Annotated in this window: 12 protein-coding genes; 4 read left to right on the forward strand and 8 right to left on the reverse strand. The window is 46.8% G+C overall.

Annotated features, from left to right (window positions below; all coding sequences use genetic code 11):
• Window positions 1–7: 7 nt before the first annotated feature.
• The 7 genes from HUN05_13895 to fdnG all read right to left on the reverse strand — a co-directional run bounded on the left by HUN05_13895 (window position 8) and on the right by fdnG (window position 9,020).
• Entirely contained in the window at window positions 8–520 is a 513-nt protein-coding gene (locus tag HUN05_13895; protein ID WDP86081.1) for a hypothetical protein, read from the reverse strand.
• Window positions 517–2,697, reverse strand: a complete 2,181-nt coding sequence (locus HUN05_13900; GenBank protein ID WDP86082.1) for an MMPL family transporter — start codon at window positions 2,695–2,697, stop codon at window positions 517–519. The genes HUN05_13895 and HUN05_13900 overlap by 4 nt, the downstream gene beginning before the upstream one ends.
• A 359-nt stretch (window positions 2,698–3,056) precedes the next feature.
• Window positions 3,057–3,644 carry a peroxiredoxin gene (locus HUN05_13905; protein WDP86083.1) on the reverse strand — a complete coding sequence of 196 codons (588 nt, stop codon included), beginning with the start codon at window positions 3,642–3,644 and terminating at the stop codon, window positions 3,057–3,059.
• Window position 3,645: 1 nt separating this feature from the next.
• Window positions 3,646–4,188: a TlpA family protein disulfide reductase gene (locus HUN05_13910; protein WDP86084.1), complete on the reverse strand. Its 543-nt coding sequence runs from the start codon at window positions 4,186–4,188 to the stop codon at window positions 3,646–3,648.
• Window positions 4,189–4,213: 25 nt separating this feature from the next.
• Window positions 4,214–5,134, reverse strand: a complete 921-nt coding sequence (locus HUN05_13915; protein ID WDP86085.1) for a formate dehydrogenase accessory protein FdhE — start codon at window positions 5,132–5,134, stop codon at window positions 4,214–4,216.
• A gap of 75 nt (window positions 5,135–5,209) precedes the next feature.
• A complete protein-coding gene (locus HUN05_13920; GenBank protein WDP86086.1) occupies window positions 5,210–5,917 on the reverse strand; it encodes a 4Fe-4S dicluster domain-containing protein in 708 nt (235 codons plus the stop codon).
• A gap of 13 nt (window positions 5,918–5,930) precedes the next feature.
• A complete protein-coding gene (gene fdnG / locus HUN05_13925) occupies window positions 5,931–9,020 on the reverse strand; it encodes a formate dehydrogenase-N subunit alpha (protein ID WDP86087.1) in 3,090 nt (1,029 codons plus the stop codon).
• A 294-nt stretch (window positions 9,021–9,314) separates the two neighbouring features.
• On the opposite strand from fdnG, the gene HUN05_13930 reads away from it, so the two are divergent.
• The 3 genes from HUN05_13930 to HUN05_13940 all read left to right on the forward strand — a co-directional run bounded on the left by HUN05_13930 (window position 9,315) and on the right by HUN05_13940 (window position 12,452).
• Complete coding sequence (locus tag HUN05_13930) at window positions 9,315–9,464, forward strand: hypothetical protein (GenBank protein ID WDP86088.1); 150 nt, start codon at window positions 9,315–9,317, stop codon at window positions 9,462–9,464.
• Window positions 9,439–11,769, forward strand: a complete 2,331-nt coding sequence (locus HUN05_13935) for a response regulator (GenBank protein WDP86089.1) — start codon at window positions 9,439–9,441, stop codon at window positions 11,767–11,769. The genes HUN05_13930 and HUN05_13935 overlap by 26 nt, the downstream gene beginning before the upstream one ends.
• A gap of 257 nt (window positions 11,770–12,026) precedes the next feature.
• Entirely contained in the window at window positions 12,027–12,452 is a 426-nt protein-coding gene (locus tag HUN05_13940) for a hypothetical protein (protein WDP86090.1), read from the forward strand.
• A 40-nt stretch (window positions 12,453–12,492) separates the two neighbouring features.
• On the opposite strand, the gene HUN05_13945 is transcribed toward HUN05_13940, so the two are convergent.
• On the reverse strand, window positions 12,493–13,998 hold the full coding sequence (locus tag HUN05_13945; protein WDP86091.1) for a PAS domain-containing protein: 1,506 nt from the start codon (window positions 13,996–13,998) through the stop codon (window positions 12,493–12,495).
• A gap of 142 nt (window positions 13,999–14,140) precedes the next feature.
• Between HUN05_13945 and HUN05_13950 the strand changes: the two genes are divergently transcribed.
• On the forward strand, window positions 14,141–14,803 hold the full coding sequence (locus HUN05_13950; protein ID WDP88070.1) for a helix-turn-helix transcriptional regulator: 663 nt from the start codon (window positions 14,141–14,143) through the stop codon (window positions 14,801–14,803).
• Window positions 14,804–14,841: the final 38 nt, after the last annotated feature.

A 14,841-nucleotide genomic window follows, 5' to 3' on the forward strand; every position in this document is an offset into this window, starting at 1 on the left:
CCTTTTATTATCCAGGCGGGAGGGGGCCTTGTTTTTCTTCCATCATCCCAACAAAGCCCTGGACCGCCTGCTCGATGACAAGATCATGGTTTTCAATAAACAATGGTCTTGCAAATGGCGCGGTCATCCTCATCCATAGTTTGGTGGGGAAAATATTCCAGATAAAATTAATCCGGGTATTTTCGTTTGATTCCAGGAAGTGACAGCTGCCCTCTCCATTGAGGTCGCCTGTCACGGTGAACGATAAAAACGAATAGGGTTTAACATCCTTGATGGTGGCATCAAAACAAATGGTATAGGGAAGGGTGCCTTTCCAGACCGATCTGATATGATTGCCTTTTTTAAGATGAGCTGTTTGGCCGATAGAGTCTATGGTTTCAAGGGCATGACACCATTGAGGCCATTGCTTATAGTTTATCAATTCATTCCAGGACTGCTCCAGAGGGGCATGGATGTCCCAGCTGTTGTTAAAATAGTAATCATTTTTTTTGTTTAAATAATGACTAAAAAAATGGATCATGAAGTTGGTTCTTTTAATTTACCTGATAAAAAGTGGTTTAGGGGTTTGAACGTCAGGATCGCTGCCGGCATAAAGATCAGATCTCCTGCCAAAGCGATGATGGATGCACAAGATATCAAAATACCCAATGAAAAGACATGGGAAAAAGATGAAAAAAGCAGGCCCAGGGCGGCGAAAAAAAGAACTGCTGTCGTGGAAACAAGCGATCGGACGGTTTTATGGTATGCTGTTTTCAAACAGGTGTGAATCTTGACCTTGGGTTTGGCAAGGCGTATCTCTTTGTTCAATTGGGCAAGATAATGAATGGAATCATCAACCGATAGACCAAAAGAGATCACAGCGGCAAATATGGTCAGCGGGTCGAGCGGGATATGACACCAGCCCATTATTCCAAATATGCTGACCAGGGGAAACATGTTGGGTATCAGGCTCAACGCACCGATTACAATGGATTTAAACTGGATCATCATCAGTATGGTGATGACAAAAAGGGCCACACCCAGGGTCTTGATCTGGGACGAGACCAAATCTGTGGTCTGGGAGCGCAGTAAAAGCATCTGGCCGGACAGGGAAATTCCTGCTTTGCCTGCAAAGGTGTGTTTTGTTTGTTTGTCTACCCGGCGGAGAATGGTTTCAATCTGATCTGATGTTCTGTTTTGAATATGTACAATGATTCTTATTTTTTTTGTTTTTGAATTATAATAGGCTTCCAGGTCATCATTCTTATGGCTCTGGGCCAGGAGCTGGTCAAATATTTTTTCAGGCCTGATTTCTCCGATAAAAAATTTAAGTGCCATTCGGAAAATTAAGGGGGTTATGGACTCAACCGCCTTAACCCCCTGGATGGTGTTAATCTCTTTTTCGTATTGGATGAGGTCATACCAGAATCTTTTGGTTTGGAGCATGCTCGCATTTGGCTCGAGGATGACCGAAAAAGAGGTGGTCGTGGATATCTGCTGTTCAATATAATCAAGGTCTTTTGCCTCTTGGGTGTTTTTAATTGCGGCATGGGTTAAATGCTTTACGGTTTGAATTTCAGGAATTGCCCATGACATGACAAGGATAAAGGCCATTCCCAGCCCTGCGCAACGCTTGGGGTTTCTAAATCCAATAATCATATAGGTATTGATCAGGCGTTCCAGCAATCTCGGGGATGCGTTAAGATTTTTTTGAGGACAAGAGGTTAAAAGAACCGGCAATAAAAAAGCGGTGATCACAAGGGTTAAACAAAAGGCCAGCATCACCCCGATGGAAATAATGATGCCGGCTTGACACACCATGGGCACAGGGCTGATTGTCAGGCTTAAAAATCCTGCAGATGTGGTCAAAGCGCACATGAAACAGGGGGATAACACCGTTTGAAATGCGTTTAAGAGAGCCCTGTGTTTTGATTCGGTTTTCAGCTGTTGAAGATAGGCTGAGACAATATGAAAAACCGTTGTGGTGGATACAACCAGGATAAACCCAAAACTTAACCCTGTGGCAAGATTTAAGTCAATACCCAGAACGCCCATGAATCCCAGCATCCACAACAGGGAGACCAAACTTGTCAGAAAAACCATCACCGCGGCCCACAGGGTTCTAAAAAGATAAAAGGCGATCAGGGTTCCGAACAATAACCCGATACAGCCGAAGGCAAGAGCGCTTTGAAAATTGTAGCGTTCAAATGCAGCGCGCAGGACCGGAATGCCAGAGGCATAGCAGTGGGGATGTTCTGGAAATTCTTCGATCAGAATCTGTTTCATCTGGTCAAGCTGTTTTTCCAGTTGGAATCCGTTCAGGTTTTCATTGTTGATTTTGATAATCACGGCCAGGGTTTTCATGTCATGGGATACCAGGCGGCCAACGCCGGGTATGATTTGTCTTACTCTGGCAAGCTCGGTTTCATTCCAGAAATCAGACCTTCTGACTATTTTAATGAGATTGGAGGATGCGATCGATCCAAGGTCTATTACCTTTAGAACCGAGTCCATGTCCATGAGCTGGTGATGAATTTTATTCATCCGTTTTTGCAGTTGGGGATCTGAAATTTTCAGGCTGTTTTCAATTGCCAGGATAAGGTAATCATCGGTTCCAAAAGAATCTACAAATGCCAGGTAATCCTTGTGTCTTTCAGAATCATCCACCAGGAAAGAAACACCTGAACCATCAATGCTGACCCAAGATGCGGGTATCATTAACACCAAGGAGACAATCATTGTGCATCCCATAAGCCAGGCTCTTGTTTGCACTAAAATTTTTGATATCTGCCCTGGCCAGGTATGAAAAAAATTTAAAGGGGGAAGATTTTTTTGACCGTTTATACTCATTGAGCTTACACATAGGCAACTTGATATCTATTGTCAAGCATTGAGGCAGAAGATGATTTATAATCATGCGTATTGAGATTGCCTGCCCTGCCATAGATCCTATTCAAGAGCAAAAATTATTTTTCAACCGTGGAAAGGGAGTAAAAAAGAAAAGAAATTCCGGCTGTCCCGTTGAACGATCATTTAAAACGAGGGGAAGTCAGGGAAACTTTTTTGTCTGCAAAAGATCAATCCAGCCGGTCCAATGCCTGGATAATCATACCCAGGTCCGGGCGGATATTGATATCAGAAACATGGGTCCACTGGATAATCCCCTGTTTGTCCACGAGAATCAGGGCCCGTTCTGCGGTGCCGTCCGTTCTGAGCACCCCATAGGCATTTGCAACCTTTCCGTGGGGCCAGAAATCAGATAGTACCTCAAACCAGAGATTGCCCATCTGTTGAGTCCATGCAAAAAGGGTGGGAATATTATCCACGGTAATGCCAAGCAACAGGGTCTGTTTTTGTTCAAACAAGGGCTTTGCAATATTATAACCGGGCCACTGGTCTGAGCAGACCGGGGTCCAGGCCGCAGGCACAAATGAGAGGAGCAGGTTTTGTTTGCCGCGAAAATCGCTTAAGGTGACCCTTTTGCCTGAAACGGACCTGAGGGTGAAATCCGGTGCCTTGTCCCCTTTGAAAACCTTAAGGCGGCTGTCTTTCGGGACCAGTGGTCCAGGATCATAAATTTTGTCTTCAAACTGCCGGGAGGTCCCCATTAAAGCCGAAGGAAAGGCTAAGAAGAGAAAAATTAAAATACAGGCAAAATAACGCATCTTAATTCCTTTGCTGGGATCTGTTTAATAATCGTTCAACAAAGAGATGTATATCCTTGATTTCACCTGAATGGGTGAAAAAAACCTTGGGCCCTGTTTTTTGGGGGGAGATACCCATGAAAAACGGGGTGCCTTTTTCTCCAAGTATCTTGTGAATGCGAAAATTGCCGTCACTGAACAGGGGAAATTCAATTTTATACTTTTCTTTGAAAAATGCGACTTCAAACGCTGAATTTCCTGCCCCGATTCCGATTATTTTAACAGATGGATTGTCAAGCGCCTGGATTGTTTTGTACAGCTGATTAACTTTTGTGGCTTCCCGCTGGCAGATGGGGCAGTACATTGAAAAAATTTCAACGATTAAAATATCCGCCTTGACCTGGTTCAGGGTAAAGCTTTGCCCCGGTAAAATTCCAAGATAGGTCTGGTGGGCCTTGGTTTGGGGACCTGGGAGATTAAAATCCAGGTTCAGGGGATCTGATTGGCCAAAGCAGGGCACAACAGATATTGCCAGGGCAATGACTGAGATGATAAAAAAACGCATGAAAAATTCCTTTTCAATCGTAAATCTACGTATATGGTCCAATGCTGTTGTCCCCGGGGGTGTATCCTTGTTCCTTTGCCTTGATGTCCAGGTGGAGGGTGGCAATTTGTTCTAACTTGGGGAAAAAACGCCGGCCCATTTCTCTTAAATCAACGGTTTTAATATAATGCCTGCAATGATCGCAGCAGTAAACCCTGTATTCTTTTTCCTCGTTGGAAAAAAAATAATCCTGGTGTTTTTGAGGGGGGGCATCGCAGAACAGGCACCCCATGCGCCGGGTCTGCCAAATATGGGCGCACAGACTGCAGCTCACCTGTTTTTTACCTGATTCATCAAGAAAGGCAAGGTTGGGCAAACTGCCGCAAACAGGGCAATATCCTTTGCTCTGGACAAAATTTTCTTTTAAATATACAGAGAGTTGGGCAGAACAGGCCTGGATGGACGGGGCCATGGCGGTAAATCCGAAAAATCCCAAGGCCTCGGGAGATATTTTGTAAAGGATTGCCATATCACTGATATCCCGGCTGTCTAAAAGCGCGTTAAAAAGTGCTTTAAGGTCTACCTGGCTTTCGGGGTTTTTCAGGCATTGGGCCAGGGTTTCTCCTGCCTGGGACAAATTGGGGGCATGGGCTGCGGCCAGACCGCAGATTGTTTCCATGAGTTTTTTGGATTCGTTCATCTCAATTTTAAACTGGCTGGGGGTAATCAAAGGCATTTCATTTTTGAACTTTAAGGCCAGAATATCCGGTTCAATAACAATGGGATCCAAAGAAATGGTTTGGCTGGCCTCTGCCTGTGCCGTGAAAACCTGGCTGTAAAATTCAATCATCGGTCCATAGGCCGGCCGTGTTTTCCTGAGGGCATTGGCCGTATTCATGATCTGTTCTTGGGTGAGATCAATGTTGATTGGCTGGCTATGATCGGGAATCTTGAGGTCTGGGGGCATTTTGTTTGTCCTTGAAGTCTTCCATTTGTTTAAGATTCTTCCAGGGGATCACTCCCCTGGAAGAAACATAAATGTTTATACTTTCATGAGTCTGCCCAATGGGCCCATCATTTTGCGGATGGCATCTCCCCTGGTCATTTCTCCGGCACTGGCCACGGCATATTCCGCGTACAAGGACGGATCCAAGGCCACAAGATAGATAACATTCACATCCTCTTGATCCAGAAGCATGGCTTTTGGGTGGCGCTGTTGGACTTTTTTCAGCCGCTTTTTTGCTAGGCTCAGCATTTCTTCTCGGTCACCGAAGTCCATGGCCCCGGTGGGACAGGTGGTGACACAGGCCGGCTTGAGGCCGTTGTGAACCCGGTCATTGCACATGTCGCACTTGGTCAGGGTCCCGTCAGGTCCTTTTCTGGGGATATTGTACGGACAAGAGTCAATGATTTCATCCGCATCCAGCTCGGCTGTCTTTGCCGTATAAAGAATTGCCCCGGTGAGTTCATCCCGGTAAATGGCATCTTCATCGGCTGCGGTTTCCATGCACGGGGCGTCCAGGCAATGGCGGCACTGGTCCGGGAAAAAGAGCCAGTGAAGCTTGTTTTCCACCACCTGTTCTGTCATGCGTACAAGTTTATATGTCATATAGGACAGATCCGCAGGGTTCTGGAAACTGCCCAGGTTTTTGGTTTTTTCCGCCGGCAGGTCGTGCCATTGCTTGCAGGCCACCTGGCATGCCCTGCAGGCGGTACACAGGGTGGTATCTATTAGAAATGATTTGTTCATTGCATCCTTCTCCTTACAGCTTTGTCACGTTGACCATAAAGGCTTTGGTTTCGGGAATTCGTGTGTTGGGGTCCCCGGCCGGTGGTGTGAGCAGGTTGGCACTTTCCTCTGTGCCTGTGGCGGGCCAGCGCCATCCGTAATGCCAGGGGATACCCACCTGATGGACCGTGGCATACCCGATCTTAAAGGGTTTGAACCGCTTGGTGACAATGGCTGTACATTCCAGGGATGCCCGGGCAGATGAAACATTGACCCGTTCTCCGTTTTCAATGCCCCTGAGTTTGGCCAGCTCCTCGCTCATCTCCACAAATACGTTGGGGTGAAGTTCCATGAGCCATTCCTGGGGCCGGGTCATCAGACCTGTCTGCCAATGTTCGCTGACCCTGTAGGTGGTGCCCACAAAGGGGAATCTGGGGTCACAGGTGGCATGCTGGTCATCTTTGGTGGCGTAGACCACGGCTGTGGGGTTGATCATCTGGGAGGAAAAATAATTTTTTTCCACCGGGCATTCCAAGGGTTCGTAATGCTCGGGAAAAGGACCGTCAGCCCGTCCCGGCCCAAATATCTGACCATGGCCGTGCTTTCTCATGATAAAGGGGTGTTTGGAGTCGCTTCGTTTGGACCCGTCCGGATTTTCCATGGGGTACCAGCCGCCGTCAGGCACGTCTCCTGTCCATTTTTTGGATACGTATTTTCCGTTTTTAACCTCTCCTTCAAATCTGACCACCCAGTTTTTTTCATCCCAGGGCTGGCCTTTGGGATCCACAGAGGCCCGGTTATAAATGATGCGGCGGTTGACCGGCCAGCACCAGGCAAATTCAGGATAAAGCCCGATTTTATTGACCGCATCCTTGTTGGAGCGACGGGCTGCCATATTGCCTTTTTCCGTATAGGAGTTGCAATAGAGCCAGTTGCCCGAGGAGGTGGAGCCGTCTGCCTGGAGAAAGGCAAAAGAGGGGACCAGGGTGCCTTTTTTATACACCTTGCCCTTGACCTTGGTATCTTTGACAAAATACCCGTTGATCTCCTTGGCTGCTTTATGGGGGTCATAGATCCCGTTGGTTTCATAGTCCCATTTAAGATTTTTAATGGGGTCGGGGAATTTGCCGCCTCGGGCATATTCTTTTTTGATCAAATGGCCAAGGTGCATGATGATATCCCCGTCAGGCAAGCTGTTGCCCATGGGTTTCGGACCCTGGTACCGCCATTGCATCCACCGGCCCGAATTGGTGATGGAACCTTCTTTTTCAACGGATACACAGGCCGGAAGCATGAAGACCTCGGTCTTAATCTCTTTGGGATCCATGCCGGGTCCCTTCCAGAAGGAGCCGGTTTCATTGTCAAATAAATTGACATTGACCATCCAGTCAAGCCGGGTCATTGATTTTCTGATCTTGGAGGCGTTGGAGCCTGAGCAGGCAGGATTCTGGCCCCAGGCAAAAAATCCGTTGATTTTATCCTTGTACATGGCATCAAAAAGATCAAACCAGGAATAGACTTTGTCGTCATCCACCTTGGGCAGCCAATTGTATCCAAACTCATTTTTCGGGGTAGCCTTGTCACCGAAAAAGGATTTGAGCAGGCTCACCGAATATTTGGGATAGTTCTGCCACCAGTTGGCAGACAGGGGATCCTGACTCTTAGGGGTCCATTTTTTATTATAGGCGGCAAGGCTTGTGTTGGAAGCCCTTGCTGTCTTAAGATACCCCGGCCAGATATGCCAGAGCAGGCAATGGTCTGTGGACCCCTGGACATTGGATTCCCCTCTCAGGGCGTTGACTCCGCCCCCGGCCACGCCCATATTTCCCAACAGAAGCTGGATCATGGCCATGGTCCGGATAATCTGGGTGCCCACGGTATGCTGGGTCCAGCCCATGGCATACATGATGGTTCCGGCCTTGCCCCTTGCTCCGGATTCTGCATAGGTCTTGTATACCGTGAGCAGATCTTTTTTCGGGGTTCCGGTCACCATGGAGACCTTGTCCAGATCATACCGGTCATAGTGCTTTTTTAAAAGCTGGAACACAGAGCGTTTGTGTTTCAGGGTTCTGTCTTTTTTGGGGATACCCTTGCCGTCCATTTCAAAGGCCCATTTGGATTTGTCATAGGAGCCTGTGGAAGGGCCTTGTTTAGAAGGCTTGTACCCGGAAAACAGACCGTCCTCAAACCCAAAGGCTTTGCCCACAATAAAGGGGGCATTGGTATAGGCGGCCGTGTATTCCTCGTTATAGAGGTTGTTTTCTAAAATGTATTTTATCATCCCGCCTAAAAAAGCGATATCTGTGCCGGACCTAAGGCTTGTATAAATATCTGCCTTGGCCGAGGTTCTTGTGAACCTTGGGTCCACATTGATGAGTTTGGCCCCTTTTTCCATGGCCTTTGTCACATATTTAAATGAGATGGGATGATTTTCAGCTGCATTGGAGCCCATGATTAAAATACAGTCTGAATTTTTGATATCAATCCAGTGGTTGGTCATTGCACCGCGTCCAAACGACTCTGCCAGAGCCGCTACAGTTGCGCTGTGTCAGATCCTGGCCTGGTGTTCGACATAGACCAGGCCTAAAGAACGCATCAGGGCCTGGTAAATCCAGCATTCTTCATTGTCCATGGCTGCCGATCCCACAGAGGCCATGTTGGTGACCCGGTTGACCACCTGGCCCTTGCTGTTTTTGGCTTCAAATCCTTTGTCGCGAGTCTCTTTGACCCGTTTTGCAATGGTTTTCAAGGCCCAGTCCCAAGAGACCTTTTCCCATTTATCTGAATGGGGTGCCCGGTACATGGGTTCGGTAAGACGTTTTTCGTTTTCCACCAATTGTTTGATGGATGCTCCTTTGGAGCAGAGCGCACCCCGGTTAATGACATGGTCGGGGTCCCCTTCAATGTTGATGACCCTGCCGTCTCCTCGGTTACTTGTATGAACAATGGCACCGCAACCGACTGCACAATAGCAGCAGATGGTGGTGGTTTCCTTGGCATACTGGGTTTTGAGCATCTGGGCGTGGGATTTAATCGGTTTAAGGTCAAATCCAAGGCCGCTGACCGCCACCCCGGCTGCCGTAACCCCTGAAATTTTGATAAAATCTCGTCTGTTGAGTTCCATTAAAACCATGCCTCCTTGACAAAATAATTGATTTAAACCCCTTGTCTGACGGACAAAGGCGCTGTCTGCTGTGGAGGTGCCTGGTCAGGCCAGCAGACAAATCCTTTGACTCGTCAGTGTTTGTAAAATTAAAAAAATTCATAGCACAGCAGGGGTTACAAAAAAGTTACAACGGTCGATATGGGACTCGGACAAGCCAATCTCAGGGATTGTTTCAATAAAGCGTATCATGTATCCTTAAATTTGTTGAATTAAACCAATTGGTGTTAACCATTAGACGTTTATGGAAGTAAAATGGATAAAAAAAAATTGTACGCCCAAACCCATTGGCTTGTCCCGATTTTTTTATTGGGGTTTATACTGGTTCTGGGCATCAGCCTTTTTTCCGTTGTCTATGAGATTGGACAGCACCGGAGTTTTGAAGAAGGGGAAATCCACTATTAGGACCATTTCAGGCACTGCTGCCCAGGCCTGTTCAGATGCGTTCCGGGGGGAAATTCATCTGAATTTGTACTTGTTGTATCATGATGCGGTGGATCGTGAAAAAGTAGATGACCGATTGGCCTCCCTTGAACGCAACATTGCAAAATTGGACCGGCTGACCAAAAGATCCAAGGTCAGAGAATTGTTCGAATCCCTTGAATCCTGGGCCATGAGAGTTCCGGGAACGGTTTCTAACCTTTTTTTATCCAATGACCAGGAAATGAACAAGGGCGGCTCATTTGATTTTTCAGAGCACAAAGCTCAGATTTTAAACGCCTATTCTGTCTTTTCCCATGTTCGAAAATTAGGGGTGAAACTTAATGGCCAGGCATTGGACATGGAAACTGAGGCCAGGAAAAACGCCCGGGAAGCGGCCCAAAAGCGGCGGGGATATTTTTATTCTGCCATTATTGTTATCTTTGGCTGTATTCTGGTCTTGGGGGTTTTATGGATCCAGGCCTATGCCTCCCTGGTTCGGGAGATACAGCAGCGTAAAAATGCAGATGCCGCCCTGAGGCAAAGCGAACAAAAGGTTCAGATCCTCCATGGGCAGACCGAACAATTGAGCCTGGCTGCAGCCCAGGTGATTTCAATGGGGGACAAGGCGCTTGTCTCCCAAAAAATTTGCAATGCCATTGTGGCCTATTCAGATTATCAGCGGGTGATTATTTCCCTGTTCAAGGATGAGTTTCCCTTTCGGGAGATTGTTGGGTTCGCGGGCATTGGCAAAGAACAGGTTGAGCGGCTGAGGAGGATTGAATTTTCCAGAGACTGGTACAACGACGTGTTTGACCAGGGAATTCCTGTTGGCCGGTGTAGCTATTATATTCCCCAGACAATGAAACATCTGTTGAATCAGGAGGCCACCTGTTTCGGGAAAGGCCCTGTGCCGGAAAAGAACAATGCCTGGCACCCTGAGGACAATCTTTTTGTACGGATGAATGATGAAAAAGGGGAATTTATCGGGGTGATTTCCGTGGATGATTCAAAATCCGGAGAAATTCCCAGTGCCCGGACCATACGCCCTTTGGAAATATTTTCAAGCCTGATTTCCCAGATCATCATACTCAAGCGGGAACAGGAGAGGCGTGAAAAAATGGAAGCCCAGCTTAACCAGGCCGTTAAAATGGAATCCATCGGCACCCTGGCCGGGGGGATTGCCCATGATTTCAACAATATCCTTGGCATTATTCTGGGCAATACCGAGTTGGGCCTGGGCAAGATCGCCAATGACCATCCCTCCCATAAGAATTTATCAGAAATCAAAAATGCAAGTTTGAGAGCCGCAGACATTGTCCGGCAGTTATTGAGTTTTTCAAGCAAAACTGAACCTGTGCTGAACCCCATAGATATTGTTCCCCTGATTCATGATACCTTAAAATTCATGCGGTCGAGCATTCCGTCCACCGTGGATATCAAGCAAATGATAATACCCAAGATGGCCGTTGTCATGGCTGATCCTGTCCAGATCAACCGCATTCTTATGAATCTTTGTATTAATGCCTTTCAGGCCATGCCCGATGAAAAGGGTGTCATAGAGGTCACAGCCCGTGTGATTGAGATTTTGGAAAAGGATGCGTTGTCCATGAACGGGGTTTTCCCCGGGTTCTATCTAAGGATTCGGGTTTCAGATTCAGGCCAGGGCATTGATCCGGATATCCTGGACCGGATTTTTGATCCGTATTTTACCACCAAAGATGTGGGCAAGGGATCTGGCATGGGCCTGTCTGTGGTGGTCGGTATTGTCAAGGCCCACAATGGTGAGATCCAGGTGGACAGCACACCGGGGCAGGGCTCTCAATTTTCAGTTTACCTGCCGTTGGTATTTTCTCCGCCCCAAAATTTGTCGGAAGGGGAGAAAAAAATACCAGGCCCGGGCCACGAACATATTTTATTTGTGGATGATGATCCTGCCATCACGGACATGTATGCAACGCTTCTCAATCGCCTGGGGTACAGGACAAAAGTATCAAACCATCCATTAAAGGCCCTGGCCCTGTTTAAGGCCGCACCTGACCAGTTTGACCTGGTGATTACAGATATGACCATGCCCTCAATGACCGGTGCGGAACTGGCCAAGGCAATTCTGGACATTACCAAAGATCTGCCCATTATTATTTGCACCGGACATTCTGACCTCCTGGATGAGGCTGCTGCCATTGAGCTTGGGGTCGCAGCCTATGTGACCAAGCCCATTACCTGCCAGAAGATGGCCTCGACCATTCGTCAGGTTCTCGAATCAGGCAGGTCCTCTGTTCACCCATGATATATCATGGGGGTGGTGAAATTTCGTTTTTGCTGTGGTGGCCGTGTTAATGTTTTTTTTGGAAAATAAAACAAAATAAACCTTAAACGCCCTGTGCAACAAGGCGTGGCAAATGGGTCGACCTTTAAAAAAAACAGGGTTGCACGGTTTTTGCTCTGATCTATGCATATTATGAGATTTCTCAATACATACGGAGGCGTATCATGCATAGACAATTTACCTTAAGTTTTTGGCTGATATTTTGGCTGGTGCCTTTAATGATAGCCTTTTCAACCCTTTCCGGCCATTGCCAGGACAGGGGTGAAAACAGCGCTCCCGGGTTCAGGGTCCGTATTTTTCCCATTCCCCGTTCTCTTGTCCAGAGCCCCATGCCCATATCGTTTAACGGCATGTCAGAGCTGGGTTACAATTTAAAGTCGTTTTCAGGTGTATCAACAAAACAGAGGATGGTCCCGGATTCTTTTTCCCGCCTGTCCCCCTTGGGGTTGACCCGCGGCTTAACTCATATCAAGGCCTATTTACGCCACTATTTAAATTTGCCCGACCTGAATTCAAACCAGGCCACATTAAACGCCTATCCCTTGGCCTCGGAACATAAAATACAAGAAGATCGGCTCTCACTTGAATTCCAGGCGGATGTGTCGGATTTGAGCGGTGCCCTGCTGTTTGTCCTGAAAATTTAAAACCGTTTACGGCATTGGGTAATTTTTTGTCCATTCCCGGTTAATATGAAGGCAGTCCTCTGATATTCCGGGCGGTAATGGGAACAGATCTTGGAATTTTAATAATAAATTTACTGCCCCGGTTTTTGGTGGACACAACTTTAATTTCTCCCCTGTGCTGGTTGATGACCTTGTTTGCGATGAACAGGCCTAAACCTGTACCCTTGTTTCCCTTGGATGAAAAAAAGATGGTGAAAATATTTTTCAAGGTGGATTTGTCCATTCCCTGGCCGTTATCCTGAATGCGGAACAATACCTTTTCTTTGTCCACCCGGGCCTGGAAAAGGATGGTATGGACTTTGTCCTCAGATTCACGGTCATCAATACAGGCTTCAATTCCGTTTTCAAGAATATTGACCAAGGCGGTCTGGAGGCTGTTTTTATCAATTTCAAAAATATCGTCATTCACCAGGGTCTCAAATTTTTTGTCCAGTACAATCCCTTTTTTGTAGGCTTTCATGGCCACAAGTCCCAGGGTTTCTTCCAAAAAATTTTTGCATGACACCTTTTCCCATTCCAGGGATCTGGTTTTGGTATAATAAAGGATGTCCAGCACCAGTTTTTTGATTCTGGAAGTCATATCCTTGGTCATAAGATACCCTTCCTTTACCTTTTCCATGCGCTGGGAATCAAATCCGGTTTCCATGAGATAAAGACCTCCGTCCAGGCTGGTGAGCAACCCCTTGATGCCGTGGGAAATGGATCCGATCATAAATCCCAGGGAGGTGAGATGGTCTTCTAGTCTGCGGGCTTCTGTGATATCCATGAGCACCACCAGGGCCTGGGAGACCTCTCCGTTATCATCCCTGATGGGGGCGGTATAGCAAAGGACGGCATGTTTTACCCCGTCCGAAGATATGATTTCCATTTCAGAGGATTGATTGGTCCCGTCCTTAATGGTTTTTTGTACCGGGCACTCCCGGCAGGGTTCATCCCTGTTTTTGCAGATTCCAAAGCAATATTCCCCGATATGATGGCCAAAGTACTCTTCAAATTTACGGTTGGCGTCTGTGATATGGTAATCTCCGTCCTGAACAAAAACAAAACAGGGCACCTCGTTGAACAATTGCTGGTAATTTTGCTGGGACCTTGCAAACCGGCTTTTATAGCAGTTATCGTTAAAACAGATATGCTGGTGCATATAAATGCGTTCCAGGGCACGGTTGATGTAAAACTCAAAGGTTGAACAGGAACAGGGCAGAATGAGAAAATCCGATGCCCCGCTCTGCAATGCTTGAATGCCGGTGTCGGTATGATCAAGGTCAACGGCTGCAATGATGTCCATGTTGATCTTGGTTTTGGCGATTTTGGCAATTTTTTTTAGGCACCCTTGTTCGTGCTCGTCAATAAAGACAACTGAAATATCGCTTTCTTCTGCAAGGGTTGTCAGATCATAATCTGAGTCACGGGTCATGGATATAAAGTTGAGCTGGTTAAAAAATTTTGATTCTTTAATATCAGGAATGGCATTTTCCCAATAGTTGATCATATGAATATAAAGCTTCATGTCCTTTGGGTTTCCTTTTTGGGTTGACTCTTTTTTTGCTTCCACCAAGGATATCAGGAATTTTAATTAAAAAAAATTAAAAAATATGTTGCTTTTTTTAAACAGGGATGTAAAAATAAAGCTCAACAAGGGAAGGTATAAAATTATGGAAAATAAAGTTGACATATTATTGCAACGTCTCATGACATCCACTGGAATTTCTTCCCAGTCCGAGCTTGCCAAAGAACTTGGGATCAACCGTTCGGGCATCACCCACGCCAGAAACAAAAATCATATCCCTGATAATTGGATTGTCAAGCTGTTCAGGCGGTTCAGAGTGAATCCCGAATGGGTGGACACGGGAAACGGTCCAGTGTTTTATGATGGCGGGCAAACAGAGACTGGCGGGGGAGTGGATTTCAAGCAGATCCCCAAGGTGGCAGCAAGGCTTTCTGCCGGAACCGGTTCTTTTGAGTGCGATCAGGAGGTCTCTGAATTTCTTTCTTTTCCGACACCTTGGCTTTCCCGCAAAGGGTCGGCAGCCTCAATGGTGGCCATGGAGGTGTTTGGCCAGAGCATGGAGCCCCTTATCCGTGAAGGAGACACCGTTCTTATTGACCAGTCCCAGACTAAAATTATGGCAGGGGCCATTTATGCGGTGGGTGTGGATGATACCATCCTGGTCAAGCGTCTTGAAAAACATCCTGATGCCCTCGTACTCTGTAGTGATAATACCGACTTTCAGCCCATTTATCTGGATGCCCATGCATTGGATAAGGTCAGGGTTTTGGGCCGGGTGATTTGGAGCAGCAGGGAATACCGGTAAAATTTTTTTGCCCTCTTTGTTTAGTTTTTTCAACAAAA

The sequence above is a fragment of the Desulfobacter sp. genome, assembly GCA_028768545.1.
Classification (GTDB): domain Bacteria; phylum Desulfobacterota; class Desulfobacteria; order Desulfobacterales; family Desulfobacteraceae; genus Desulfobacter.